This is a genomic window from Salinicoccus jeotgali (genome assembly GCF_039538805.1).
Lineage (GTDB): Bacteria > Bacillota > Bacilli > Staphylococcales > Salinicoccaceae > Salinicoccus > Salinicoccus jeotgali.
In genome coordinates this window covers 23,861-50,598 of sequence record NZ_BAABCK010000064.1, presented here as the reverse complement: position 1 = coordinate 50,598, position 26,738 = coordinate 23,861, and the positions used below count along the sequence as shown (strand labels likewise).

Below are 26,738 nucleotides of genomic sequence, written 5' to 3'. Positions count from 1 at the left end.
GATTTCCCCATTAGATCCCTCAGAGATGATGAGGTAGATAGGTTCGGCGTGTAAGTGTGGCGACACATTGAGCGGACGAATACTAATCGATCGATGACTTATTCAAATGAAGAAAACCGTGTATGGTCTTCTACGCAACGCATTGCTTCTATCCGGTTTTGAATGTCCAAGGGGCATTCAAGCATTCCATATTGTCCGGTGGCAATCGCGGAGAGGTTCCACCTGTTCCCATGCCGAACACAGCAGTTAAGCTCTCCAGCGCCGATGGTAGTTGGACTGACGTCCCGTGAGAGTAGGACGCCGCCGGGCAGTATGTACAGCATTATATTATGGATGCGATGAGCCGCATTGAGACCTTTATAGGTCTCTTTTTTTTATACCTTTATACTGAAAGGATCGGTTTGATGGTACTGTATCAGGCGATTACAAAACTATTAGAAGACGACTCGATTTCCATGCATGTTCCAGGACATAAAAACAATACGATTGGTCAACTTGATTCCTTTGATTTCAGATATGACATGACAGAAATCAATGGACTCGATGATCTACATGAAGCAGATGGGGTCCTCCATCAGCTCAATGAAAAGATTTCTGCAAAGTATCCAGGTTACATTTCTCAGATGATGGTGAATGGCACGACGAATGGTATTTTATCTGCGATATATGGCCTTAAACATTTAAACAGAACGCATTTCATTGTTTTGGAAGGTGCCCACAAGTCAGTTCATCATGCGCTTGAAATTGCCGAAGTCTCTTATAAAGTCGTTTCAAAAGAAGTTTTCTTCTCCTATAACTTTACCGAGCGTGATACTGCTGTCATCACTTACCCTACATATACCGGAGAATGTTTTGATATAGGCGCACTTATAGATCATGTGCATGCAGGGAATGGTGTGGTCGTCACAGACGAAGCACATGGCGCCCATCTGGACATTACCGGAGCTTTTCCAGCTTCGTCTATGAAGTATTCCACAGACATCGCAGTCCAGTCTTACCATAAGATGCTCCCTGCCTTGACGATGTCCTCTGTCATTTTTATGAAGTCCGAATTTTATGAGGCAATCCTTAAATATATAGATTACTTTGAAACATCCAGTCCTTCCTATATGCTTATGCTTTCGATGGAACATGCCCATGATTTCTATATATCCTATTCAGATGAACAGTTCCATAAGAAGAGGGGAGTGCTGATAAATAAGCTTCGTGAAACGGAATTGGAAGTAACAGAGATGGATGACCCCTCGAAACTGCTCATCAATCATGTTAGGCACTCACCCTATACAGTTTACGATGCCTTCGTCGATGCTTCGGTTTATCCAGAGATGGTCACAGATGAAGGTGTGCTTCTCTGTCTGCCACTCTTCCATGAAGGTGACCGCTATCCGTTTGAGCTTCTTCTGTCGCGCATCGAATTACTCGTATTTCAAGATGTGGAAAATGATCCTTCACTGGACCTTTCCTTCTTAAGGGACAAAGTATGCCGGAGGACCATGATTCCCTATCCTCCCGGAATTCCGATTGTTTTTGAGGGAGAAGTCATTACCAGTGAGCATCTAAAATCGATTGCACATGCTTTAATGAATCATGTTAGAATAGAAGGTATAAAACAAAATATAGCGTACTATACGGGTAAGGAGAAGCAATGAGTCATTTCATTACGTTTGAAGGTCCGGAAGGCTCCGGTAAGACAACGTTGATTTCAGCAATCCATGCTCATTTGTCGAAGACTCATAAAGTGGTTACGACGCGTGAACCCGGGGGGATCGGCATCAGTGAAATGATCCGGGAAATACTTCTCTCCAAAGGCAATGATATGGATGAACGCACAGAAGCATTATTGTTTGCAGCTTCAAGGCGGCAGCATCTTGTTGAAAAGATACTGCCGGCACTCGAAAACGGCAATATCGTACTATGTGATCGTTTCATCGACAGTTCGATTGCCTACCAAGGAGTTGCGCGTAATATAGGCTCTGATGCTGTTATGGAAATCAACCGTTTTGCGATAGAAGATCACATGCCTGATTTGACACTGTATCTTAAACTGGACCCTAAAGTCGGTCTCGAGCGTATTAAACGCAACAAGCGCGACGACAACAGACTTGATGGCGAAGAATTGGATTTCCATGAATCAGTGGTCATGGGGTATAATCAATTGAGGGAAGAATATCCCGAAAGAATTCGAATGATCGATGCAGCACAAAGCCCCGAAAAGGTTTTTGCAGACGCAATGGACATAATTGAACAATATCTGAATCAAGAGGTGAACCAATCATGAAAATGGTAATTGCAATCGTACAAGATCATGACAGTCAAAGGTTGGCTGATCGTCTAACTAAAAATGACTTTAGGAACACCAAGCTTGCGACTACAGGCGGATTCCTAAGAGCTGGAAATACAACTTTCCTATGTGGTGTTGAAGATCAGCGCGTCGATGAATTGCTTCAGCTCATCGATAACACATGTGGAAACAGGGAGCAGACGGTCGCACCCGTCACCCCGATGGGTGGAAATGCAGATTCCTATATTCCATACCCTGTAGAAGTGGAAGTCGGCGGAGCGACAGTATTCGTATTGCCTATTGAACAATTTGAAAGATTTTAAGTGAAGCAGTAATGACAGCTGAAAACTACACTGTTGAATACCAATTGGATAAAATCATAGAAAACGACAGGCTCAGCCATACCTACATGTTTGAAGGGGACGCCATAGAAACCTTAAAACGCTACAGTGAATATTTTGCCCTAAACATACTCGGCGACACAGCCCGTAATGCCAGATTAATCTCTGAAGGGAATCATCCCGACTATTTTTATCTTGCGACTGCAGAGACGGCCATCAAAAAGGAAGCTGTAGAGGATCTTGTGCGCAGGATGAACCGCAAACCAACCGAGTCGGACTATAAGGTGTACGTGATAGAGGCATTTGAAAAACTGACGCCGCAGGCTGAGAATAGTGTCCTTAAGTTTTTGGAGGATCCTCCAGCCAGGACTGTGGCCATTCTCTTGACGATAGATAAAAGCAGTATATTGCCGACCATCCATTCAAGGGCCCAACATATTCATATTCGGGGGGAACGGGATGACCGGATCGGAATGCTTGAGGATTTGAATGAGGCGGAACTACAAACAGTGGATATACTGGCTCTCAATGCCGAACATGTAAAGGAACTGGGTGAAGTGTTCCCCCGTTTACGCCAGGCAGCAATGGACTTTTCGAGAAAATGGGTCGGAGGGCATCCACTCGTGTTGATAGAAATAAAATCAATGCTGGATATCTGCCAAAACAGAAAAGACCATGCGCTGTTACTGCAGTTGATTGATGGATTCGTAAGACAATGCATGCATGAAGTACTGGAGCTGGAAGATTTTAGGCCATACGGCAATGAAACAGGAAACACCGGGGTAGGACAGCGTGTTGAACATCTGGCACGCATGCTGGAAGAGATACAGACTGCAAACCGCATGTTGTCATCTAACGTGCATCCTATGCTTGTGTTTGAGAGTATGGTCATATGCTCGAAAGGTTGAATGATTATGATAGAACTCATTACTGCTACGCAGTTGGATTATTTTGAGAATATATATTTGCAAGTTAATGGAGAGTCGACGGAACGCGACGATTATATCATCGCTGAGACAAAGCGCGGTATAGAAATGTTGCGGGTGGTGAAGCCGAACTATCAGGTTCCTGAAGATGATATTGTGGAACCGGATGGCAAATTGATCCGGGCTGCGACTGATAAAGATATGGAAAAGTTCCATGAAAACCAATCGAGTGCAGAAGAAGCGCTTCAGTTCTGTAGAAAAGCCATTTCTGAAGAGAAATTGGATATGCAGCTCGTCAATGCCAAGTATACGCTGGAGCGCAAAAAACTCATATTTAATTTCACTTCGGATGAACGTGTGGATTTCCGTAACCTCGTCCGGATTCTTGCGAACCGTTTCAAGACACGCATCGAACTCCGTCAAATCGGGGTAAGGGATGAAGCGAAGTATCTCGGTGGCATTGGTCCCTGTGGCCGTGCACATTGCTGTTCGACCTTCCTTGGGGATTTTGTGCCAGTCAGCATCCAGATGGCAAAGAATCAGGACCTCTCGCTCAGCCCCACCAAAATATCAGGCGCGTGCGGACGTCTGATGTGCTGCTTGAATTATGAGGATGAATATTATGAGAATGCACGTGAAGCATTACCGGATGTCGGTCAGATGATCGAGACGCCTGACGGTAGAGGTTTGGTAATCGGCATGAACATTCTGGACCTTGTGGTGAAGGTGAAATATAAAGATGATTATATACGTGAATTCCATTGCGACGAACTGGACGCAGTCGGCGGGGTGCAGTGATGGAACGTGAGCGCCTATTTATGCATATAAGCAAGATGGAAGCAGATATGGACCTCATGTATGAAGATCTTCAGACATTGAAGGAGCTTTCTGTCCGACTCGTTGAGGAGAATGTCAGTCTTCAGATGGAAAAGGAAAATTATGAACAGTTATTGGCGAAAGAAGCCTCAGAGAAAGGGGCATCCTTCAAGCAGAACACATTGAATAACTTGTATGAGGAAGGGTTCCACGTATGCAGCGTCCACTTCGGTACGCATCGGCACGGGGAAGATTGCCTGTTTTGTCAGGGCTTTCTCCAACATCGAAACAACTAGGCGGCTTCGGCCGCTTTATTTATTGGGGGTGGATATATGTTGCAAGAAGGTGAAAGAGTGGATGAATTGTTCCGGGAATCCATGCAGATCATCCAGAGCAGCGAGGTTTTTTCATTTTCAGTAGATGCATTGCTGCTGGCTGATTTCACAAGATTTTTGAAACGGGATAAACATATCATCGATCTATGCTCAGGAAATGGCATCATCGCGCTTCTTTTATCCCATCGCACGGCTTTGCCGATAGATGGATTGGAACTTCAACCCCAGCTCGTAGATATGGCCAGAAGAAGCATCACCATGAATGGTAAGGAAGAACAGATCGACATCCGGATGGGTGATCTGAAAGAAGTCAGATCACTCTACGAACATTCTTCCTATGACGTTATTACTGTGAATCCACCTTATTTCACAAATAATCAACCCTTAAAGGAAAAAGGACCACACAGCATCGCACGGCACGAGATACATATCGACCTTGAAGGCGTCATAAAAGCAGCGCGTTTCCTCATCAGGAATAAGGGCAGGCTCCATATGGTCCACCGGGCAGAAAGAAGTATGGAAGTCGCGCATGAACTGTCAAAGGCAGGCTTTCGTGTGAGACGTGTCCAATACGTCTATAATGATAAATCTGCACGAACCGCACTGTTCGTTCTGATTGAAGCGGTGTTTAATAGCCATGCGTATGCAGATATCCTGCCACCCCTTTATATCTATGATCAGCAAGGCCGTTACACTGATGAAATGATGAAGGTCTATTATGGCTGAGCATTTCGTGTATATCGTAGAATGTCGTGACGGTACATTGTATACAGGTTACGCAAAAGATGTGTCCAGAAGAATTAAAATGCATAATGAAGGCAAAGGGGCCAAATATACACGGAACAGGCGTCCGGTTCATCTGCTCCACAAAGAAGTTTATGAGACGAAGAGTGAGGCCCTAAAACGGGAATATGCCATAAAAAAATTATCGCGGCACGAAAAATTGAAGTTGATCAGGAGGGAATGACATGCATCTGTATATTACAGGGACACCGCTTGGGAATCTTGATGATATGACTTTCCGTGCAGTCGATACGCTCAGGAAAGTTGATGTGATATTGTGTGAAGATACTCGCAATACCCGTAAGTTGACGAACCATTTCGAGATTGATACGCCGCTTAGGGCGTATCATGACTTCAATAAGGAGAGTGTCGAGGATCAGATTATCGAAGAAATGAAGGACGGCCGTACTTTCGCTCTCGTCAGCGATGCTGGCATGCCGGTCATTTCGGACCCTGGCTTTGAGCTTGTATCAAGAATGCAGATGGAGGGGTTGGAATATGTCATTATCCCTTCGGGAACTGCTTTCACAATGGCCTTGGTCGCAAGTGGTATTCCTTCGTATGAATTTACCTATTTTGGTTTCCTCCCGAAATCGCGCAGTAAAAAGAAGAATAAGATTCAAGAGATAATGGCGCGACAATCGACTTCAGTGCTCTATGAATCACCGCATAAGATTAAAGATACGCTTACGGAGATAAACGCGATCGATCCTGAGCGGATAGTCAGCATATCCAGGGAAATCACTAAAAAATTTGAGCAGCATGTCCGTCAACCGGTGAAGATGCTTCTGGATAAGATGGAAGAGGAAATACCGCTGAAGGGAGAATTTGTCATTGTGGTGGAGGGCGCAGCTCCTAAAGAAGAAACTTTCGACATTCCCGTAAAAGAGCATGTGGAGGCGTTAGTGAAAGAAGGACTAACACCGAAACAAGCCATCAAGAAAGTAGCAGAAGCAAGAAGTTTGAAAAAACAGGATGTATACGATGAATTTCATGATATAAAAAAATAAGCGGCCCGAGGCCGCTTATTTGATTAATTCATTTTCGATTGGATTTCTTTGATGAGCTGTTCTGCACCTTCTTGACTCAAAATGATGCGGCCGTCAGCCAGACGCATGTTCTGCTCGGAAACGTCTCCCGTTACAGCACATGTCATTTGTGGCTTATACTTTTTCAAGATGATCGTATCGTCATCTGTATATATTTCAAGTGCGTCTTTAACTTCGATATCAAGCACGCGTCTGAGTTCTATAGGTATAACCACACGTCCGAGTTCATCTACTTTACGTACAATGCCAGTTGATTTCATAGCCTTTCCCTCCATTTTCTCATTTTGCATACGACTATTCATTCCACCTCATAATGAAGAGAAAACATTATGGAGAAGAATTAAGTTGCGGACAACTTTATTTCCGGGAATGGGCCTAGTTTGTTCGTTTGCCATAATTATGCTTTAAAGTCAATAAACATATTGGGTTTTTTTGTCTAATTCTTGATGATTATAGCATATCGCCGTTGTGTAAGCCAATATAAAGTATCCATTTCATTGAAAAGAATCCTTAAATTAGTTATATTTAAAGAATGAACAAATAGGAGGAAGAGCATGGAAAAACCAACTTACTATATCACGACGCCGATATATTACCCAAGCGGTAAATTACATATTGGTAATGCCTATACAACAATTGCATGTGATGTCACTGCGAGATATAAACGCATGCGCGGCTACGATGTCTATTATCTTACAGGTGCTGATGAACATGGCCAAAAAATTGAACAGAAAGCCGATGAAATGGGTATCTCGCCGCAGAAATATGTAGACGATATGGCAGATAGTATGAAAGCGCTCTGGTCCCTTCTTGAAATCACCCACGATCAGTTCATCCGCACGACGGATGCAGGCCATAAGATAGCCATCCAGAAAATATTCGACAAGCTGTACCAACAGGGTGACATCTATCTGGGGGAATACGAAGGGTGGTATTCCGTTCAAGATGAGGAATTCTTTACAGAAACACAACTGGAGGAAGTATATAAGGATGAAGCCGGCAACATGATCGGTGGCGTTGCGCCGAGTGGTCATGAAGTGGAACTTATCAAAGAAGAAAGCTACTTCTTCAAGATGAGCAAATACGCAGCCCGTCTTGAGAAATATTATGAAGATCATCCGGAATTCATCCAGCCTGAAGCACGCAGAAATGAAATGCTGAATAACTTCATCCGCCCGGGGCTCGGGGATCTTGCGGTTTCCCGTACGACATTCGACTGGGGCATCCCAGTAAAATCGAACCCCGAGCATGTCGTTTATGTATGGATTGACGCGCTGTGCAACTATATCACTGCTTTAGGCTATGCTTCTGATGACGAAGGAATGTTTGAAAGGTATTGGCCTGCAGACGTCCATATGATTGGTAAGGAAATCGTAAGATTCCACGCAATCTACTGGCCGATCATGCTCATGGCCCTGGATCTGCCTCTGCCCAAAAAAATTGTAGGGCATGGTTGGCTTGTGATGAAGGATGGCAAAATGTCCAAGTCCAAAGGAAACGTCATTTATCCCGAAATGGTAGTTGAGCGCTACGGGCTTGATGCGCTACGGTACTACTTGATGCGTGAAGTTCCATTCGGTTCAGATGGCGTATTTACACCTGAAGCATTCGTCAACCGCACCAATTACGATCTAGCCAATGATCTCGGAAATCTGGTCAACCGCACCATCTCCATGATCAACAAATACTTTGATGGTGAATTGCCGGCATATGGCGGTCATGGTGGCGCGCTGGACGAAAACCTTGAACAGACAGTATACGACAACGTCAAGCTCTATGAAGAGGGCATGGAGGATATGGAGTTCAACAAGTCACTCAGGGCAGTCTGGACCATCATCAGCCGCACGAACAAGTATATTGATGAAACGGCACCTTGGATACTTGCGAAGGACGACTCTGAAAGGGATGCGCTCGGCAATGTCATGATCCACCTTGCAGAGAACATACGCATCATCGCCATCCTGTTGAAACCTTACCTGACGCATGGTCCGGAAGAAATCTTCAGGCAGATGAACATAACGGATCCGGAGCAGCAGACTTTCGATTCGATCATGGATTACGGCAGCATAAAAACTGCAGGCAGAATGGTTGAGAAGCCAAAGCCAATCTATCCGCGATTGGATGTAGAAGAAGAAGTGGCGCATATTAAAGGATTGATGACGCCGAAGGAGCCGGAAGAGCCGGCGTCAGAAGCGACTGAAATTACGATAGATGATTTTGACAAAGTAGAAATGAAAGTCGCTACAGTCATCAACGCCGAAGGGGTCAAAAAAGCGGATAAACTTCTTAAGATCCAAGTGGACCTTGGAGAAGAGAAGCGTCAGATTATTTCTGGCATAAGGGAATCTTATGAGCCTGAGGAGATCATCGGCAAGAAAGTGCTCGTCGTTACAAACCTCAAACCGGTTAAGCTCAGGGGAGAACTTTCCGAGGGAATGATCCTGACAGCAGAAAAAGGCAATCATCTTACATTGATCTCTGTACCGAGTGGCATTGAGAACGGCAGCATAGTCAAGTAGACAGGAGGGTTATTTATGCTTATAGATACACACGTTCATCTGAACGCCGACCAATATGATGATGATCTGGAAGAAGTGTTGGAGCGGGCAGAATCTGCTGGCATCGAAAAGATGGTGGTGGTGGGTTTCGACCGCAAGACGATTGAACGGACCATGGAGTTGGTTGAGCGATACGATAATGTCTATGGCGTAATAGGCTGGCATCCAGTCGACGCGATCGATTGTACTGAAGCAGATCTGGCATGGATTGAAAAATTATCCGAACATGAGAAGATAGTCGGCATCGGCGAGACCGGTCTTGATTACCATTGGGACAAATCACCCCATGACGTCCAAAAGGAAGTATTCAAAAAACAGATCGCACTCGCAAAACGAGTCGATCTGCCGATTATCATCCATAACCGCGAAGCCACAGAAGATTGTGTGGAGATCCTCAAATCTGAAGGGGCGCACGAAATCGGAGGCATTATGCATGCTTTCAGCGCATCACCGGAAGTGGCAGATGAAGTCATTGATATGAACTTTTATGTATCCTTAGGCGGACCTGTGACCTTTAAGAATGCACAGGAGCCTAAAGAGATTGCGAAGCATGTCCCGTTGGATCGTCTATTGGTCGAAACGGATGCACCTTATCTTGCACCGCATCCATACCGTGGCAAGCGTAATGAGCCTGCACACGTCAAATTGGTCGCGGAGAAGATTGCAGATCTCAGGGAGATCTCCTATGAAGAACTGGCTAAGCAGACTACACTTAATGCCGAACGTCTTTTTGGCATATAGATAAAATCACCGCCCGGCGGTGATTTTATTTTTTGCAGTGCAAATATGATATTATGAAAAGAGGTGCAGACATGGAGAAACCAGTCATAAAGGAAGTCATCATCGTGGAAGGCAAGGATGATACGAGACGGTTGAATGAAGCTGTTTCCTGTGAAACGATCGAAACAAAAGGGTCGGCCATAGATGAGGTTGTGCTGAAGGAAATAGAAGTGGCGCTGAATACAAGAGGGGCCATCATCTTTACAGATCCCGATTATCCGGGCCAGAAGATCAGAAATACCATTCTTGAACGCTTCCCTGACATAAAAGAAGCGTTTGTCTCGAGGACTAAGGCAAGAGGCAGAAATGGCAGCATAGGCATCGAACATGCTTCAAAAGAAAGCATCATCGAGAGCCTATCAAAGGTCTACACGAGTGTTTCTGATTATACCCCCCACATCACCATCAGTGACATGGTGGGCTGGGGGCTATCCGGCAGTCAGGAAGCCGCTGTAAAGCGCACTCGTCTGTGTGAAGAATTGAATATCGGCTATGCAAATGCCGGACAGCTGAGGAAGAAATTAAACCGGTATGGCATTCAGCATGAACAGATCGAAGATATATTAAAAGCAATTGAAGGGGAATAAGATGAAAGATATCGCAACGGCGGGAAGAACGAAGCAGATACTGGCTGACCATGGTTTTAAATTCAAGAAGAGCCTGGGCCAGAACTTCCTTGTGGATTTGAATGTAATCAGGGAAGTACTCGATAAGGCTGGCATTTCAGATAAGACGGGCGTCATCGAAGTGGGGCCTGGCATCGGATCATTGACTGAGCAACTGGCGAAAAGGGCGCAGAAAGTAGTAGCCTTCGAGATAGACCAGCGGCTGATTCCGGTGCTTGACGATACGCTATCGCCTTATCCCAATGTAAAAGTCATCAATGAAGATATATTGAAGGCAGATATCGAAGCCGTCATCAAAACAGAATTCGACGGATGTGAAGAGGTCATTGTAGTGGCAAACTTGCCGTACTATATTACGACACCGATACTGATGCACTTCCTTGAGTGGAATCTACCGATTTCGCGCTATTATGTCATGATGCAGAAAGAAGTGGGGGAACGCATCAGCGCACGTCCGAACAGTAAGGCGTATGGCTCATTATCGATCGCCATCGATTATTTCACAGAAGCCAGAATCATCCGTAATGTACCTAAGGCAGTCTTCATGCCGCCTCCTAATGTCGATTCCATCATTGTGGAAATGGTTGCGCGGACGAAGCCCAAAGTTGCGGTTGAAGACGAAGAATTATTCTTTGCGCTGACGCGGGGTGCATTTGCGCAGAGGAGAAAGACGATACTGAACAATTATTCGATGCTGTTTGAAGAAGGAAAAGAGAATAAGGCCAGAATTGAGGCTATGCTGACACAGGCAGATGTCGATCCGAAAAGGCGGGGGGAGAGCCTGGCGATCGAGGATTTTGCACGCATATATGAAGCTTTGGAATCGTTTACTGAATTGAAATTGGCACCTAAAGCATAAAACTGTCGCAATTACCATGAAATTTTGACAAATTCATGTAAACTTGCTATAATGGTTTTAGTGAGGTGGGCCAAATGCCAAAAACTTTGATCGACATCAAAAAAATTCTTGATTGTCAATTGGGTAACCCAGTTTTACTCCGTGCAAATGGAGGGCGCAAGAAATTGATTGAGCGACGAGGTGTTCTTAGAGAAACGTACCCTTCTGTATTCGTCGTGGAATTAGACCAGGAGGAGCACAGCTTTGAAACAGTGTCATATACATATACAGATGTATTGACATCCAATGTTGAAGTGACATTCTATAACGAAGAAAAAGAAGCATTTGTAATCCAGTAACTGAACGCAGTTGCTATCTTTGATGGCAGCTTTATGCATGATAATAAAAATAACGGACAGCCGATGGCTGTCCGTTATTTTTATTTTATCTGATTGTCTTCAGGCCTTTCGACCAGTTTACCGTTGTAGTGATGACGTTCTCCACCGTAGCATTATGGATAGGGTTCGGTTTGAATGTCTTCATATCTTCAAAGTCGGTGAATAGGCTGAATGCTCCAAAAGGTGTTACGGTCGCAACATTAAGGTTGCCGAGTATTTGGCGCAGCGACAGAGAAGCTGCTACGCCAAGCGTCGAACCATAACCGATGATGCCGGCGGCTTTATGCCCCCACTCAGGACCGATGTAGTCAATGGCATTCTTGAGTGATGAAGTGATGCTTTTATTGTATTCAGGAGTGATGAATATGAAGCCATCCAACTCATCAATCTTTTTTGACCATGCATTAACTGTATCTTTAGAGTAGGATTTGTTAGCCATTGCCGGCGGCAGATCCTCATTGAACATCGGAAAATCATATTCTTTTATATCCACAATCTCAAATTCAGCTTCCAAATCCATTTTTTCTGCAAAATCCTTGACCCATTCTGCCACCTGGAGATTGACTCGAGCAGGGCGTGTACTACCAGTTACGATACCTATTTTAACCATTGCAATTGCCTCCATCATAAAATATTATCAATTTACGCAGTAGACTATTAAAAAGTAACTACCGTTTATAATAATATCTCAAATTCGTATTAGTGCAACCTTTTTGTCTGCGAAGCGGCGTGTTGTGGCTTCATATATCATAAAGTCATATTTTATATATGCTTTTTATGATAAACTGATAAAAAAATGACCGTATGATGGAAGTGAAATTATGCATTTTGAAACGGCACCCGCCAAAATCAACTTGACTCTGGATACGTTGTACAAAAGAAAAGACGGCTACCACGAAGTGAACATGGTCATGACGACAGTCGATCTGAATGATCAGCTCTCGTTCGAGAAGCGCAATGACCGGAAGATCGTAATCCATACGGAACATCGGCATGTTCCCCTGGATCGGAGGAATCTGGCCTATCAGGCTGCTGAACTGATGTTCCGGGAATATGGGATTGAAGCGGGCGTTACGATAACTATCGATAAAAATATTCCCATCGCTGCCGGACTTGCCGGTGGTTCTGCAGATGCTGCGGCAACGCTTAGGGGCATCAACGCACTCTTTGGACTCGGCATAGACATCGATACCCTGGCCCATCTAGCCAGTCGACTCGGGTCTGATATTCCATTTTGTGTATACGGGGGGACTGCATTGGCAACAGGCAGGGGCGAGCAGGTGGAACGCCTGCCGAAGCCTCCGAAGGGTTGGGTCGTGCTCGCGAAGCCAAATATGAAAGTGTCGACTAAAACAATCTACCAGGCATTGGAGCCGGGGAAAAATGCGGCGGTTTCAACGGCTATGGCAGAAGCGCTCCGTGCAGGGGATCACGAAAAGATGATGCGCCTGATGAAAAATGATCTGCAAGAAGTGACTGTAAAGAATTACCCCGAGGTCAATAAGCTTATAGATACGATGCTGCGCAACGGTGCTGAAGGCGCCATGATGAGTGGTAGCGGCCCCACGGTCTTCGGCCTGGTCCAGAAAGAACGGCAGGCGATCCATCTCTATAATGCGATCAAAGGATGCTGTAATGAAGTATATAAAGTCAGATTGTTGGGATGATTGCTAAAAACCGAACTTTTATGTTAAAATCACTATATTAAATACGGTTTAGGAGTCAGTGTATGAAATTCAAACGCAGTGAACGGCTGGTCTTCATGACCCAGCATCTCACTTCACATCCGAACCAGTTGATCCCACTGACCTACTTTGTCGATAAGTTCAGTCAGGCTAAATCTTCCATCAGTGAAGATATTAAAATAGTCAAAGATGTCTTTGAAACAGAGGGTATCGGACTGGTTCAAACTACCGCAGGAGCTGGCGGAGGCGTGACATTCCGTCCAAAGATCGATCATGTACGCTCAGTGGAGATCGTTGAGCGGTTCATGGAAGTGCTTAAAACTAAAGATCGGCTACTGCCTGGAGGCTACCTTTACATGTCGGATATAATGGGGGATCCCCATATGATGTCCGACATCGGAAAATTGATCGCCACGATGTATGGAGGGGCGTCCATCGATGCCGTCGTCACCGTCGCCACAAAAGGGATATCACTGGCAAACGCTGTGGCAAGGGAACTTAATGTATCGGTCGCGGTCATACGCAAAGACAACAAAGTGACTGAAGGATCCACTGTTTCCGTCAACTATGTATCGGGATCGACTCGTAAAATAGAAACGATGGTCTTATCGAAGCGGACTTTGAAGGAAGGAGCGAAAGTCCTTGTAGTCGATGATTTCTTGAGGGCAGGCGGGTCTATTACAGGCGTCATCAATCTTATGGAGGAATTTTCGGCCCAAGTCGTCGGTGTAAGTGTCCTGGTTGAAGCCAAGCAGGTGGAGAACCGGAGATTCAACGATTATACATCATTGCTCAAAGTATCGGAGATTGATGAATTCAACCAATCCTTTGTAGTGGAAGAAGGCAATTGTCTGGAGTATATTGAAAATGATACTGAGGAACATCAGTCATAACAATAAAAGGAGTTTTGAAATATATGGAACCAATTAATGCAAAAAAAGCACCGGAAGCACTCGGTCCCTATAGCCACGGCGTCAAGGTAGGCAACATGTTCTATTCATCGGGACAGATTCCGCTCAATTTGGAGGGCGAGGTGATTTCCGAGGAAGTACAGGCCCAGACTAAGCAAGTCATGGACAATGTCGGCCATGTCCTCGAAGCTGCAGGCCTCGGTTATGAAAACGTGGTCAAGACGACGATCTTCATCAATGACATGAATGACTTCCCACAGATCAATGAAGTTTACGGACGTTATTTTACGGGTAAACTACCAGCAAGATCATGTGTAGAGGTCAGTCGTTTACCGAAGGATGTCAAAGTGGAAATAGAAGTCATTGCATCTGATGTGATTTAACAATATGGTTGACTGAAGCAGTACACATACGATCCAACAATAATTATTATTGGGGGAAGCGGATAATGAAGATAACAGACGTAAGACTGCGTAAAGTAAACAACCAGGACACTCGGATGAAAGCACTTGTATCAATCACTTTTGAGGGTGCTTTTGTAATCCATGACCTCAGAGTCATAGAAGGGAACAACGGACTCTTCGTCGCGATGCCGAGCAAACGTACACCGGATGGAGAGTTCCGTGATATCGCCCATCCGATCAATTCTGAAATGCGGCAGCATGTGCAGGAAGAAGTGATGCGGGTATATGAGGAAACGGAAGATCCTGAACCCGCAGGGGAAGCATCCGATGAAACGTCGGAGACAATCGTGGACCCTTCTGAACAGGAGACGATCCGACGCGAAACAGATTCTGACGAGGCCGGACAGGCCCAGATAAAAGAAGAAGAATAGCCTGAACCCGCAAAGTACCCGCTTTGTGGGTTTTTTAGGTTCCGAAAGTATGGGAATGATGACGGTTAAACCTTGAAACTGGAAGGTTACTAAAATATAATTGAATGTAGCTATAAAATGGGGGGACATTATGCAGACGAGAGCGATAATCTTGGCAGCCGGAAAAGGTACACGGATGAAATCAGAGAAATCTAAAGTGCTGCATGAAGTGGGCGGAGTCCCTATGATCCAGCACGTCATCGACAACTTGAGAAAAGCAGGGATAGAAGAGATCCACGCTGTGCTGGGGCATGAAGCGCAAGTTGTGCGGGATCGTCTTGATGACGACATCAAGACTACGATCCAAAAAGAACAGCTTGGAACTGCACATGCAGTACAGCAGTTGCAAGAAGCACTTGGCGGTACCGACGGACAGACGATGGTCATATGCGGAGATACGCCGTTGATCAGCGAGACGACAATGCAGACATTCATGAAATATCATCTGGAGTCAGGCGCAAAGGCGACGATTTTATCAACAAGGACCCAAATACCTTATGGTTATGGCAGAATCATAAGGAAAGAGAATGGGTCGGTCAGAAGGATTGTGGAGCAGAAGGACGCAAATCCCGCCGAGCAGGAAATCAAGGAAGTAAGCTCAGGAACCTTCATTTTTGATAATAGACTACTGTTTGAAGCATTGGAGAAAGTGGATAATGATAATGCACAAAATGAGTACTATCTGCCGGATGCCATAGCGATAATGCGCGACAGGGGTGCCCGTGTGGAAGCATATCTCACACCCGATTTCGAAGAGGTGCTCGGCATCAACGACAAGATGGCGTTGGCGAAGGCGGAAGAGGTGTTACGCGAGCGGATAAATACGCAGCATATGCAAAATGGTGTCACCTTGATAGATCCGAACGCCACTTATATAGACGCAGAGGTGCAAATCGGTCCTGATACCATCATATATCCTGGAGCAGTGCTCAGAGGGCGGACCAGAGTTGGAGAAAATGTAGTCATTTCTTCAGGCTCTGAAATCAAAGATTCGTTCATCGACGATGAGGTGGAGGTCAAGCATTCGGTTGTGCTTGGTTCTAAAGTCGGCAAAGGCACAACTGTCGGTCCATTCGCCCAACTGCGGCCAGGCTCTGAACTCGGCAAATCAGTCAAGATCGGCAATTTTGTCGAAGTGAAAAAATCACAGCTTGCGGATGAGGCGAAAGTGTCGCATCTCAGTTATATAGGAGATGCTGAAATTGGTGCGAGGTCGAACATCGGTTGTGGTACAATTACAGTGAACTATGACGGCAAAAATAAATTCAAGACTGAAATCGGCGCGGATGCCTTCATCGGGTGCAACTCCAATCTGATGGCACCGGTGAAGATCGGGGACCGCTCCTTCATAGCCGCAGGATCGACGATTACAGACGAAGTGCCGGAAGATAGCTTGGCCATTGCGCGTAACAGACAGACGACAAAAGAAGGATACTTAAAAAAAGACAATTAATTGGAGGATCAACATGTTAGCTTCTAGCAATCAATACAAAAACTCGAATCTGCGTCTCTTCTCCCTGAAGGCCAACGAACCACTTGCAAAAGAAATTGCAGACCACATCGGCATTCCCCTCGGCAAATGCCAGGTCAACAGGTTTTCGGATGAGGAAGTCCAAATCAATATAGAAGAGAGTGTCCGCGGCTGCGACGTCTTCGTAGTACAGCCGACAAGCCAGCCGGTCAACGAACATCTGATGGAATTGCTTATTATGATTGATGCATTGAAGCGCGCCTCTGCAGCAACGATAAATATTGTAATGCCCTACTATGGTTATGCCCGTCAGGATAGAAAGAGCAGATCCCGCGAACCGATTACGGCGAAGCTTGTTGCAAACTTGATAGAAACAGCTGGAGCGGACCGCGTCATTTCACTCGATCTGCACGCCCCGCAACTGCAAGGTTTCTTCGATATCCCGATAGACCACCTCATGGGCGTTCCGATCCTCAGTGATTACTTCGTAGAGCATAAGGGTCTGGACTTTGAGGAAGTAGTCGTAGTTTCCCCGGACCACGGCGGTGTGACCCGCGCCCGTAAGATGGCGGATCGTCTGAAGACACCGATTGCCATCATCGACAAAAGGCGGCCGAAACCGAATGTTGCAGAAGTGATGAACATCGTCGGGGAAATCGAAGGCCGGACGGCAATCATCATTGATGACATCATCGATACAGGCGGCACGATGAAATTGGCAGCTCAGGCGTTACTCGATAAAGGCGCCAAGGAAGTCTATGCATGCTGTACACACCCTGTATTGTCAGGCCCGGCCATTTCGAGGATCGAAGAGTCTGTCATCAAGGAACTTGTAGTCACCAACTCCATTCAAATGCCTGAAGAGAAAAAGAGCAGCAAGATTGTCGAACTATCAGTCGGCGAGTTGATGGCTCAGGCAATTGTACGTGTCTATGAAGAGGAATCTGTAAGTATCCTGTTCGACAATTAACTGAATATCACAAGATTTTTTACAAACACCATGGTAATATGCTATTATTATCCATGGCTATGTGTTAAATTAGGCAATGCTAAAACAACTGTCTGTAAATGAAAGGTGGAAATATACCATGGCAAAATTGGCCTCAAAGCATAGAGAAGGCAAAGCGAAGCGTTCAGAAGTTACTGAACTGCGCAGAACGGGACAAATCCCGGCGGTCATCTATGGCTATCAAGTGGAAAATACTGCTGTTGCAGTAGACGAGAACGAATTCATCAAAGTAATACGCGAAGTTGGACGTAACGGTGTCATCGACCTTGATATCGACGGAAATACAACTAAAGTGATGGTTACTGAGTATCAGTTCGATTCCTTGAAGAACCAGATCACGCACATCGACTTCATCGCAATCAACATGAAGTCTGAAGTGACGGTTGAAGTAACCATTGAAGTAGTGGGTGAAGCAGCTGGAACTAAAGAAGGCGGCATCGTTGAGCAGCCGATATTCGAAGTTTCTGTAACAGCAACTCCGGACAACATTCCAGAATCCATCGAAGTCAATGTCGAGGAAATGGAAATCGGAGATACACTCTACGTTTCAGATATCCGTGAAAAAGGCAACTTCACCATCGAAAATGAAGATGATGAAGCGCTTGTCACAGTGGTACCTCCTCAAAAAGAAGAGGAACCTGAAGAGGACGAAGAAGCTGCTGAAGGTGAAGAAACAGAAGCTGCTGAAGAAGAGAAAGACGAAGAATAATAATGTGAATGAACATGGCGGTGGATTTCCCATCGCCTTTTTTCACGTTGTATGAGGTGAGTATATGAAATGTGTCATCGGTCTTGGAAACCCCGGAAAGAAATATGATGGTACGCGTCACAATATTGGGTTTATGGTCATCGATCACCTGTCGGATGACCTTGGTATAGAACTGTCGAACAAAAAGTTTAAGTGCCACTTTGGTGTGGGTTATCATAAAGGTCAGAAAGTGATGCTGGTAAAGCCTCAAACTTTCATGAACCTAAGCGGTGAAGGTGTCAGACCCCTCCTTGACTATTATAATATTGAGACGGAGGATATCTTGGTGCTGTATGATGATCTGGACCTTCCTGTCGGCAGATTACGCCTGAGGCAAAAAGGGAGTGGTGGAGGCCATAATGGCATAAAATCGCTGAACCAACATCTTGGTACCGAAAAGTACAACAGGATCAGGATTGGCATTGACAGGCCGGCTCCCGGCTCCTCGATCCCGAATTACGTATTGGACAAATTTCCGAAGGCTGAGCACAAACTGCTCGATAAAGTCATTCAGCGGTCTGGAGCAGCTTCAGCTGCATTTGTTACAGATCCCTTCCAGGAAATCATGACAGAATATAATGGTGATGTAGATGAATAAGAATATATCCCGGCGCATCCAGGAAGATGAACGCTTCTTGGAAGTGGCGAATCATCGGGATGCCCTCAACATGATGGTGACGGGCATCAACGATGACTTTAAACCTGCCCTGTTGTACGAACTCGCGCAAGCTGAAAAGCGTCCGATTGTAATATTCGTTCAGAATAACCATCAGATGGAAAAACTGGCCAACCCCTTGATGGACATGATGGATAATGTCCATACGTTCCCGGTCGGCGATATCATGGTGGAAAACCATGCCAAACAAAGCCCTGAATTCATGAAGTCGCGCATGAGCAGCCTATTTGCTCTGGCCCACAATGAACCGGGCTTATTCGTCGTGCCTGTACACGGGCTTCTCAAGCCGGTCATGCCGAAGGATAAGCTCCTAAGCTATGAGAAGACCATCAAGCTTGGCAGTGTAATCGATTATGACCAGTTCATAGAAGATCTTGTAAGCCTCGGGTACAGGAGGATGAATCAGGCAGTCCATTTTGGTGAATTTGCGGTGCGCGGAGACATCATAGACGTCTATATGTCAGAGCGACTTGTACGGATCGAGTTCTTCGACGATGAAGTTGATTCACTCCGATCCATAGATCCTGAAACGCAGCGCTCCATCGAAAATATCGATGCAATCACGATGGAGCCCCATGCAGAGCATATCATCGAGCGGCAAGAGCGGGAGCAGCTACTCGAAAGGATCGAAAAGCTGTACCAGGAGACACGCGAACAGCTCGACCAGGCAGGGAAAGAAGCACTTGATGAATATTATGATACCGTCACGCATCCGGATCAGACGTTCAATCATCTGGTCCAGTACAGCCATCTGTTGTTTGAACGGCCGATATCCATCATCGACTATATTACAGAGGACCACCGTGTAATCGTCGACGAAGTGAAGAATATGGCTTCAGCGTACGAGGCGGAATTCACATCGGTAAGCAGCTATTATGAGTCGATGGTTGCCGCAGGGCGGATGTTCAAAGGTGGTGGGAACTTCCTTGAAGGCCAGTATGAACGCATGCTGTCGATAAAAGGTGCGACCTACTTTACGCTCTTCACTAAAAGCATGCCCGTCGACATCGGACATATAGTGAAGATTTCGGTGCGTCCGACTGAAATCTATTACGGCCAGTATGATATTCTGGCGTCCAATTTGAACCGCATGCTCCAGGATGACTATATGATAAACATCGTGCTCCGTGATGAAGATGAGATCATGAAGACACGTCAACTTCTTGAAGACTTGAAGATACCGAGCTATATCCGGGAGATCCCCGTGGACTCCGGGATCGTCCTTACGGAAGGGGCACTCCCTAAAGGCTTCATATTGCCGTTCATGAAGGTGGCGGTACTCGGCTCAAAGGAACTGTACAACAAGACCAGCCGAAAGAAGAAGCGCCAAAAGAAGCTCTCCAACGCCGAAAAGATCAAATCCTATCAGGAGTTGAATGTAGGCGATTACGTCGTTCACCTCCACCATGGTGTAGGCCGTTACCTTGGCATTGAAACGATGGAAGTATCCGGCATCCATAACGACTATATGAAACTCCAGTATAAAGGGACCGACCAGCTGTACATTCCGGTCGATCAGATGGATCTTGTCCAAAAATACGTGGCGAGTGACGATGGCCAACCTAGAATGCACAAGCTCGGCGGTACGGAGTGGAAGAAGACGAAAGCCAGGGTCGAGGCCAATGTCAACGAGATAGCGGATGAGCTGATCAAGCTCTACCAGGAACGCAGCCAGGCGAAAGGGTACGCGTTTGCCGAGGACAATGATATGCAGATGTCTTTTGAAGAACGCTTCCCATATGAACCGACGCCCGACCAGTATGCTTCAGTCAATGAAATCAAAAAAGACATGGAGGCAGAGCAGCCGATGGACCGTCTGCTCTGCGGGGATGTAGGATACGGCAAGACGGAAGTTGCGATCCGGGCCGCCTTTAAAGCCGTCCAGGATGGCAAGCAGGTGGCTTTTCTGGTCCCGACCACCATCCTTGCAGCGCAGCATTTCGAAAGCCTGATCGAGCGTATAGAGGACTTTCCGGTGAACGTGGCAATGATGAGCCGCTTCAGGACGCCGGCGCAGCTGAAAAAGACAAGGGAAGGACTCAAAGAAGGCACCGTCGATATTGTGGTGGGCACACATAAGATTTTGTCGAAAGATGTCCAATTCAAAGACCTTGGCCTGCTTGTCGTAGATGAGGAGCAGCGTTTTGGGGTAAAGCACAAGGAAAAGATCAAGCAATTGAAGACGAATGTGGATGTATTGACGCTGACGGCTACTCCGATCCCCCGTACGCTGCATATGAGTCTGTCTGGTGTCAGGGATCTGTCGGTCATCGAAACACCTCCGGAGAACCGCTTCCCCGTCCAGACGTATGTCCTCGAATACCAGGCGGACTTCGTCCGGGAGGCGATAGAACGGGAAGTGGCCAGGAACGGCCAAGTATTCTACCTGTATAACAGGGTCGATACAATCTATCAGAAGAAGGCACATGTGGAAGCACTCGTACCCGATGCCGAAGTCGGCGTCATGCACGCCAAGATGAATGAGAAGGAGATAGAAGAGACCATGTTCGCCTTCGTCAACGGCGAATATGATGTCCTGGTGACGACGACGATCATCGAAACGGGCGTCGATGTGCCGAATGCCAACACATTGATCATCGAAGACGCAGATCGTTTCGGCCTAAGCCAGCTCTACCAGCTACGTGGCCGTGTTGGACGAAGCAACAGGATCAGCTATGCCTATCTCTTCCATCAACCGGATAAGGTTCTGACGGAAGTGGCCGAAAAACGGTTGGAGGCAATCAAAGAATATACAGAACTCGGCAGCGGCTTCAAAATTGCTATGCGAGATCTGAATATACGGGGTGCTGGAAATCTGTTGGGTAAACACCAGTCCGGGTTCATAGACTCGGTGGGCTATGAGCTCTACTCTGAGATGCTGGAGACGGCAGTCAAAGAAAAGCAGGGGATGGAGCCTGAATCAGAACCGGTGAACATCCCAATCGATGTCACGTTGGATGCCTATATTCCAGCGACCTACATTCCGCATGAACAATCGAAAATAGATATATATAAACGTCTGAGGCGTGCAGAATCGATAGAGATAATCCGTGATATCGAGGATGAACTGCTCGATCGATTCGGTGAATATCCAGTAGAGGTAGAGCGGCTCCTGCAACTGGTGCGGATTAAAGTCTACGCCCTCATGTTCGGCATCTATCAGGTGAAGGAAGACAAACGTCACTTCTATCTGTATGTCTCGAAGAAATCGACAGAACAGATTGATGGGCAGAAACTGTTCATGGATACCCAGGAATTCGGGCGCATCATGAAGGTTTCTGTGCAGAACGGTGAAATGAAGATTACCATCCAAAGTCGGGATGTCGCCCAACTGGTCAAGATCCTTGAAGTGATACAGGAAAGCAGAATGGAGGAAGTCCTATGAAAAGAATAGAAGTGATCGGTCTGGGCAGTTCGGACCTTGCCCAGATGCCGCTTGGCATCTGGCAGCGACTGACGCAGGCGGAAAAGATCCATCTGCGCACTAAAGACCATCCGGCAGTGCAGGCACTGGAAGAAGAGGGCATGGTGCTGTTGGATTTTGATGGGGTATATGAACAGCATGAATCCTTTGAGGGGACGTACCGGCATATAGTGGATGCGCTGCTTGAAGCGGCGACGGAGGCTGATGTATTGTACGCAGTCCCGGGACATCCGCTCTTTTATGAAACGACTACTGAACTGCTTATGCAACATGCTGCGGCTAACGAAGTCGAGTTGAAGATAACCGGCGGGCAGAGCTTCATCGATGCAGTTGTCACGGCACTTGAAATACCTGTGAATGAAGGCTTCCAAGTCATAGATGGCATGAACATCACCACAAAGGACTTGAACCATCGTCAGCACACCTTGGTCACACAAGTGTATGATCAGCATAGCCTTGGGGAAGCTAAACTCTCCCTGCTGGAATATTATCCGGCCGATACAGCAGTCCGGGTTGTAGATGCAGCAGGCAGTCCCGAGCAAAAGATATATGACGCAGCACTCCACGAAATAGACCATGGCGGCATAGCCGGTAACCTGTTGTGTCTGTATATCCCGAAAGTGGATGACGAACGTCTCGACATGCGTGATATCGACTATATGGTCGAAGTTTTCGATGTGCTCGTCGGGGAAGATGGATGTCCATGGGATAAGGAACAGACGCACGAATCGCTCGAACGGCACCTTATAGAGGAAACATATGAAGTGATAGAAGCCATTGAAAACGAGGATGATGAAGCCATCGTCGAAGAATTTGGTGATATCCTGCTTCAGGTGGCCCTGCATAGCGCAATCGGTAAGAAAGATGGCTTCTTCGATTTCTATGATGTGCTGGAGAGCCTGACGGCAAAGATCATCAGACGGCACCCTCATGTCTTCGGTGAAGAAATTGTGGAGACCCGTGAAGACCTCGACCGTGTCTGGGCTCGTGCAAAGCAGAAGGAAGGCAAGCGCGAAAAGATCAAGCACGAGAAAGCATACGGGGAAATTGTCTTGGGCTGGATGAAGGAAACGATCCATGAAGGTAAAGCTCTGGACGAGATCCTGAAGGAAGGAGGATACAAAAATGAGACTTGATAAATTCCTGAAAGTGGCCAGAGTCATCAAGCGCCGTACGTTGGCCAAGGAAATCAGTGATGACGGCAGGGTGAAAGTGAATGACCGGGCGGCAAAAGCGGGTACTGTTCTATCCGTCGGCGACATCGTCGAAATTGAATTCGGTCGTAAAATTGTAACTTTGAAGGTCATGGAGCTCGGTGCTCATGCAAAGAAAGAAGATGCCGAGCGTATGTATGAAATAATAAAAGAACAGAAAATTGAAAGAGATTCTGATTTTCTCTAGCAAACGGCGCCCTTATGGTGTATTTTAAAGATAGAGAACGGACAAATTAAGGGTGTGTTGCCGTGAGTAAAGTTGTTAAAGTAATCAACAATTACACAAAAAGGCGCGAGAAAGAGAAGAAAGTGGAACGGGCGGAGGACCGCGTCGTCAAAAAACGTACGATGGTCATCGGCAGTCTGCTGCTTCTTGTCGTTGGCGTGATGCTTCTTATCGCCTTCAATCAGAAAAACGAGAATCAACTGCTCCACGAGGAGCGGGTCCAGGCCCAGGTGGTCTTGGAAGAGCGCATTGAAGAATCCAAAGATCTGGAACAGCAGATCAAGCAATTGAATGATGATGATTATATAGCGCGCATCGCAAGGAGTGAGTTTTCCCTATCGGAAGAAGGGGAAATCATATTCAATCTCCCTGATGTCAAAGAACAGAATGGAACAAAAGAAGAGCCAAAAGAAAATAAAGAACATGAAGAATAATCATTGCATATTGTAATGATTATTTTTCTATTTAATGGTATGATGGTAGGAGATTAAATGCTAATTGGGAGGATCATATATCAAGATGTCAGTTGAAGTGGGCAGTAAAGTAAAAGGTAAGGTCACAGGTATCAAGAATTTCGGTGCGTTCGTACAATTACCGGGAGGCAAGACAGGACTTGTGCATATCAGTGAGGTTGCAGATCAGTATGTGGAAGATATCAACGAACACCTTAGTGTGGGCGAAGAAATAGAAGTGAAAGTCCTATCCGTTGGTGACGACGGTAAAATCAGCCTGTCCATCAAAAAGGCAAAAGAACAGAAACCTAAACCCAAGCCGCGCAAGGAATCATCTCCTGAGGATTTCGAGAAGAAGCTCTCAAGCTTCATGAAAGACAGCGAAGATCGCCTCTCGACAATCAAGAAGCAGACGGAGTCACGCCGAGGCGGCAAAAGATAAATATATAATCAGACGATTCCTGTAATCGTCTTATTTTATTTTGAGAAGGATGAGGCTATGGAACTCTTCATACCCTGGCATCAGGATGAAACGGTGGGGCTTGCCATATCGGGTGGAGTCGATTCGATGGTGCTCTATCACCTGCTGCATACACGCTATGCAGACAGGCAGGAGAAGCTCGTGCTTTTTCATGTCAACCACGGACAGCGTGAGGCATCGTTGTACGAGGCAGAGTATATCGGTGATATGGCTATGCGCGATGGCCATCAATTTGAAATGGTCACTCTGGATATCCCGGAAGCATCATTCAATCAAGAGGTGGCCAGGGCCGAACGTTACCGTTTCTTCGACAGAATGATGAAAAAGCATGGCGCCGGGGTACTGGCTACTGCACATCATCTTGATGATCAGTATGAAACGGTGCTGCACAGTCTGCTGTCCGGGCGTCATCTCCCGGGTGCGATGGGGATTCCGGATATCAGGAGGTCAGATTCATATGAAATCGTCCGGCCGATGATCGGCGTTTCCCGCAGAACGATTGAAGCCTATTGCACCGAGCACGCCATTACATTCTTCGAAGATGAAACAAACAGTGCCAGCGACTATACAAGGAATTACATCCGGCACAATATCATACCGCCGATCAAAGCGAGCAATCATCTTGATGTGAGTCATCTTCTCCAGATCAAGGAAGACATGGGGGCAATCGACGCCATGCTTTCGGAAATGGCAGAGGATTTCCTTACAGGGCAGGAGCAGGGCCTTAATCGTTCCAGCTTCAATGGCCAGCGCGCCATTCTAAAGTTCTATATTCTGGTGAAATGGTTGAAGCGGTACGGCGCTACCGTAAGAAGGCGCCATGCCGAAGAGATTATTGGAATCGTGGCATCAGATCTATCGAACGCTTCGTTCGATATCGGGGATGTACGTCTGGTCATTGCATATGAAAAAGTGATGGTTGCATCCGGGGAAGTGTATACCGAAGATACCCTGGTGATCGATTATGGTGGCACATACATGTTCAATGGCTACAGGATCACCGCCACCCTCCACCCAGAGCATTATCCACTTACCGTCAGGACGAGGCAGCCAGGGGATCGGATGCGCGTGCCGGGCACAGGCACAAAAAAACTATCCCGCATCTTCATCGATAAGAAGGTCCCTGCTGACGACAGGGAGGAGATGCCGGTCATCCTGGATCAGGATGATCAAATCATTGCACTGGGTGAAATTTATAATATAATGGATGACAAGGAAAAAGATAGTCGATTACTTATTGAGAAGGAGTTTACTGATGAGCCTAAGAAATGATATTAGCGAAATTGTATTATCTGAAGAAGAAATACAGGATATAGCAAGACGGCTCGGTAAGAAGATTACTGAAGATTATGAAGGAAAAACCCCGATACTGGTCGGACTGCTGAAAGGTTCGATTATGTTCATGGGTGATTTGGTCAAGTACATAGACACGCATCTCGAAATTGATTTCATGGATGTCTCGAGCTATGTGGGAACTGAATCTTCAGGGGAAGTCAAGATATTGAAGGATCTATCGACCTCTGTGGATGGGCGCCATATACTGGTGGTTGAAGACATCATTGAGACGGGGACGACGTTGAACTCCATAGTCGATCTGATCGAATACCGCAACGCAGCATCACTTGAGATTGTGACCCTGCTTGATAAGCCGGTAAACAGGAAACTTGAAGTGGATGTCAAATATGTGGGCACTGAAATTCCGGACGGCTTCGTTGTGGGATACGGACTTGATTTCGATGAGAAGTACCGCAACCTGCCTTATATCGGTCTTTTGAAACCGGAATTATACAAGTCGGTAAAATAAATCAAAAAAGTGGAATATTGCTATGAAATTAT

The 26,738-nt window shown here is 46.2% G+C and carries 31 protein-coding genes and 2 rRNA genes; 31 read left to right on the top strand and 2 right to left on the bottom strand.

Annotated features, from left to right (window positions below; all coding sequences use genetic code 11):
• The 11 genes from ABD734_RS09640 to rsmI all read left to right on the top strand — a co-directional run.
• A 23S ribosomal RNA gene (locus ABD734_RS09640) occupies window positions 1–106 on the top strand; the annotation flags it as partial.
• Window positions 107–194: 88 nt separating this feature from the next.
• A 5S ribosomal RNA gene (gene rrf / locus ABD734_RS09635) occupies window positions 195–309 on the top strand.
• A gap of 95 nt (window positions 310–404) precedes the next feature.
• Complete coding sequence (locus ABD734_RS09630; protein WP_344703755.1) at window positions 405–1,649, top strand: Orn/Lys/Arg family decarboxylase; 1,245 nt, start codon at window positions 405–407, stop codon at window positions 1,647–1,649.
• The gene (gene tmk / locus ABD734_RS09625; protein WP_344703753.1) at window positions 1,646–2,278 is read left to right on the top strand and encodes a dTMP kinase; all 633 of its coding nucleotides are present in this window, start codon (window positions 1,646–1,648) and stop codon (window positions 2,276–2,278) included. The genes ABD734_RS09630 and tmk overlap by 4 nt, the downstream gene beginning before the upstream one ends.
• Window positions 2,275–2,604 (top strand): cyclic-di-AMP receptor, encoded by a 330-nt coding sequence (locus tag ABD734_RS09620; protein WP_344703751.1) that lies wholly within the window; start codon window positions 2,275–2,277, stop codon window positions 2,602–2,604. Before tmk ends, ABD734_RS09620 begins: the two co-directional genes overlap by 4 nt.
• A gap of 11 nt (window positions 2,605–2,615) precedes the next feature.
• Entirely contained in the window at window positions 2,616–3,530 is a 915-nt protein-coding gene (locus tag ABD734_RS09615) for a hypothetical protein (RefSeq protein WP_344703749.1), read from the top strand.
• A gap of 6 nt (window positions 3,531–3,536) precedes the next feature.
• Window positions 3,537–4,346, top strand: coding sequence for a PSP1 domain-containing protein (locus tag ABD734_RS09610; RefSeq protein WP_344703747.1), 810 nt, complete (start codon window positions 3,537–3,539; stop codon window positions 4,344–4,346).
• Window positions 4,346–4,660, top strand: coding sequence for an initiation-control protein YabA (locus ABD734_RS09605; RefSeq protein ID WP_344703745.1), 315 nt, complete (start codon window positions 4,346–4,348; stop codon window positions 4,658–4,660). Before ABD734_RS09610 ends, ABD734_RS09605 begins: the two co-directional genes overlap by 1 nt.
• A gap of 36 nt (window positions 4,661–4,696) precedes the next feature.
• Window positions 4,697–5,425: a tRNA1(Val) (adenine(37)-N6)-methyltransferase gene (locus ABD734_RS09600; protein WP_344703743.1), complete on the top strand. Its 729-nt coding sequence runs from the start codon at window positions 4,697–4,699 to the stop codon at window positions 5,423–5,425.
• Entirely contained in the window at window positions 5,418–5,666 is a 249-nt protein-coding gene (locus ABD734_RS09595; RefSeq protein WP_344703742.1) for a GIY-YIG nuclease family protein, read from the top strand. The genes ABD734_RS09600 and ABD734_RS09595 overlap by 8 nt, the downstream gene beginning before the upstream one ends.
• A gap of 1 nt (window position 5,667) precedes the next feature.
• Complete coding sequence (gene rsmI, locus ABD734_RS09590; RefSeq protein WP_344703740.1) at window positions 5,668–6,492, top strand: 16S rRNA (cytidine(1402)-2'-O)-methyltransferase; 825 nt, start codon at window positions 5,668–5,670, stop codon at window positions 6,490–6,492.
• Between the two features lie 23 nt (window positions 6,493–6,515).
• On the opposite strand, the gene abrB is transcribed toward rsmI, so the two are convergent.
• A complete protein-coding gene (gene abrB / locus ABD734_RS09585; RefSeq protein ID WP_344703738.1) occupies window positions 6,516–6,791 on the bottom strand; it encodes a transition state genes transcriptional regulator AbrB in 276 nt (91 codons plus the stop codon).
• Between the two features lie 294 nt (window positions 6,792–7,085).
• Between abrB and metG the strand changes: the two genes are divergently transcribed.
• The 5 genes from metG to ABD734_RS09560 all read left to right on the top strand — a co-directional run bounded on the left by metG (window position 7,086) and on the right by ABD734_RS09560 (window position 11,692).
• On the top strand, window positions 7,086–9,050 hold the full coding sequence (metG, locus tag ABD734_RS09580; RefSeq protein WP_344703736.1) for a methionine--tRNA ligase: 1,965 nt from the start codon (window positions 7,086–7,088) through the stop codon (window positions 9,048–9,050).
• A gap of 15 nt (window positions 9,051–9,065) precedes the next feature.
• Window positions 9,066–9,830: a TatD family hydrolase gene (locus tag ABD734_RS09575; RefSeq protein WP_344703734.1), complete on the top strand. Its 765-nt coding sequence runs from the start codon at window positions 9,066–9,068 to the stop codon at window positions 9,828–9,830.
• 71 nt (window positions 9,831–9,901) lie between these two features.
• On the top strand, window positions 9,902–10,456 hold the full coding sequence (gene rnmV / locus ABD734_RS09570) for a ribonuclease M5 (RefSeq protein WP_344703732.1): 555 nt from the start codon (window positions 9,902–9,904) through the stop codon (window positions 10,454–10,456).
• A gap of 1 nt (window position 10,457) precedes the next feature.
• Window positions 10,458–11,354 (top strand): 16S rRNA (adenine(1518)-N(6)/adenine(1519)-N(6))-dimethyltransferase RsmA, encoded by an 897-nt coding sequence (gene rsmA / locus ABD734_RS09565; RefSeq protein ID WP_344703730.1) that lies wholly within the window; start codon window positions 10,458–10,460, stop codon window positions 11,352–11,354.
• Between the two features lie 74 nt (window positions 11,355–11,428).
• On the top strand, window positions 11,429–11,692 hold the full coding sequence (locus ABD734_RS09560) for a Veg family protein (protein ID WP_344703728.1): 264 nt from the start codon (window positions 11,429–11,431) through the stop codon (window positions 11,690–11,692).
• An 85-nt stretch (window positions 11,693–11,777) separates the two neighbouring features.
• On the opposite strand, the gene ABD734_RS09555 is transcribed toward ABD734_RS09560, so the two are convergent.
• Entirely contained in the window at window positions 11,778–12,341 is a 564-nt protein-coding gene (locus ABD734_RS09555) for an NADPH-dependent FMN reductase (RefSeq protein WP_344703726.1), read from the bottom strand.
• A gap of 211 nt (window positions 12,342–12,552) precedes the next feature.
• Here ABD734_RS09555 and ispE point away from each other — a divergent pair, with 211 nt between their 5' ends.
• The 15 genes from ispE to hpt all read left to right on the top strand — a co-directional run bounded on the left by ispE (window position 12,553) and on the right by hpt (window position 26,706).
• On the top strand, window positions 12,553–13,398 hold the full coding sequence (gene ispE, locus ABD734_RS09550) for a 4-(cytidine 5'-diphospho)-2-C-methyl-D-erythritol kinase (RefSeq protein WP_344703724.1): 846 nt from the start codon (window positions 12,553–12,555) through the stop codon (window positions 13,396–13,398).
• A 62-nt stretch (window positions 13,399–13,460) separates the two neighbouring features.
• Window positions 13,461–14,309: a pur operon repressor gene (purR, locus tag ABD734_RS09545; protein ID WP_344703722.1), complete on the top strand. Its 849-nt coding sequence runs from the start codon at window positions 13,461–13,463 to the stop codon at window positions 14,307–14,309.
• A gap of 23 nt (window positions 14,310–14,332) precedes the next feature.
• Complete coding sequence (locus ABD734_RS09540) at window positions 14,333–14,710, top strand: RidA family protein (RefSeq protein ID WP_344703720.1); 378 nt, start codon at window positions 14,333–14,335, stop codon at window positions 14,708–14,710.
• A gap of 65 nt (window positions 14,711–14,775) precedes the next feature.
• On the top strand, window positions 14,776–15,162 hold the full coding sequence (gene spoVG / locus ABD734_RS09535; RefSeq protein WP_344703718.1) for a septation regulator SpoVG: 387 nt from the start codon (window positions 14,776–14,778) through the stop codon (window positions 15,160–15,162).
• 130 nt (window positions 15,163–15,292) lie between these two features.
• Window positions 15,293–16,654: a bifunctional UDP-N-acetylglucosamine diphosphorylase/glucosamine-1-phosphate N-acetyltransferase GlmU gene (glmU, locus tag ABD734_RS09530; RefSeq protein WP_344703716.1), complete on the top strand. Its 1,362-nt coding sequence runs from the start codon at window positions 15,293–15,295 to the stop codon at window positions 16,652–16,654.
• 13 nt (window positions 16,655–16,667) lie between these two features.
• A complete protein-coding gene (locus ABD734_RS09525) occupies window positions 16,668–17,642 on the top strand; it encodes a ribose-phosphate diphosphokinase (protein WP_344703714.1) in 975 nt (324 codons plus the stop codon).
• Window positions 17,643–17,760: 118 nt separating this feature from the next.
• The gene (locus ABD734_RS09520; protein WP_344703712.1) at window positions 17,761–18,390 is read left to right on the top strand and encodes a 50S ribosomal protein L25/general stress protein Ctc; all 630 of its coding nucleotides are present in this window, start codon (window positions 17,761–17,763) and stop codon (window positions 18,388–18,390) included.
• Window positions 18,391–18,454: 64 nt separating this feature from the next.
• The gene (gene pth / locus ABD734_RS09515; protein ID WP_344703710.1) at window positions 18,455–19,027 is read left to right on the top strand and encodes an aminoacyl-tRNA hydrolase; all 573 of its coding nucleotides are present in this window, start codon (window positions 18,455–18,457) and stop codon (window positions 19,025–19,027) included.
• Window positions 19,020–22,490: a transcription-repair coupling factor gene (gene mfd, locus ABD734_RS09510; protein ID WP_344703708.1), complete on the top strand. Its 3,471-nt coding sequence runs from the start codon at window positions 19,020–19,022 to the stop codon at window positions 22,488–22,490. The genes pth and mfd overlap by 8 nt, the downstream gene beginning before the upstream one ends.
• Window positions 22,487–23,665: a MazG nucleotide pyrophosphohydrolase domain-containing protein gene (locus tag ABD734_RS09505; RefSeq protein ID WP_344703706.1), complete on the top strand. Its 1,179-nt coding sequence runs from the start codon at window positions 22,487–22,489 to the stop codon at window positions 23,663–23,665. The genes mfd and ABD734_RS09505 overlap by 4 nt, the downstream gene beginning before the upstream one ends.
• Complete coding sequence (locus ABD734_RS09500) at window positions 23,655–23,930, top strand: RNA-binding S4 domain-containing protein (protein ID WP_344703704.1); 276 nt, start codon at window positions 23,655–23,657, stop codon at window positions 23,928–23,930. Before ABD734_RS09505 ends, ABD734_RS09500 begins: the two co-directional genes overlap by 11 nt.
• Before the next feature lie 62 nt (window positions 23,931–23,992).
• Window positions 23,993–24,403, top strand: coding sequence for an FtsB family cell division protein (locus ABD734_RS09495; protein WP_344703702.1), 411 nt, complete (start codon window positions 23,993–23,995; stop codon window positions 24,401–24,403).
• 85 nt (window positions 24,404–24,488) lie between these two features.
• Window positions 24,489–24,863: a S1 domain-containing RNA-binding protein gene (locus tag ABD734_RS09490; RefSeq protein WP_344703700.1), complete on the top strand. Its 375-nt coding sequence runs from the start codon at window positions 24,489–24,491 to the stop codon at window positions 24,861–24,863.
• Between the two features lie 57 nt (window positions 24,864–24,920).
• The gene (gene tilS, locus ABD734_RS09485) at window positions 24,921–26,174 is read left to right on the top strand and encodes a tRNA lysidine(34) synthetase TilS (RefSeq protein WP_344703698.1); all 1,254 of its coding nucleotides are present in this window, start codon (window positions 24,921–24,923) and stop codon (window positions 26,172–26,174) included.
• Window positions 26,158–26,706 carry a hypoxanthine phosphoribosyltransferase gene (hpt, locus tag ABD734_RS09480; RefSeq protein WP_344703696.1) on the top strand — a complete coding sequence of 183 codons (549 nt, stop codon included), beginning with the start codon at window positions 26,158–26,160 and terminating at the stop codon, window positions 26,704–26,706. The genes tilS and hpt overlap by 17 nt, the downstream gene beginning before the upstream one ends.
• The last annotated feature ends 32 nt before the right edge of the window (window positions 26,707–26,738 follow it).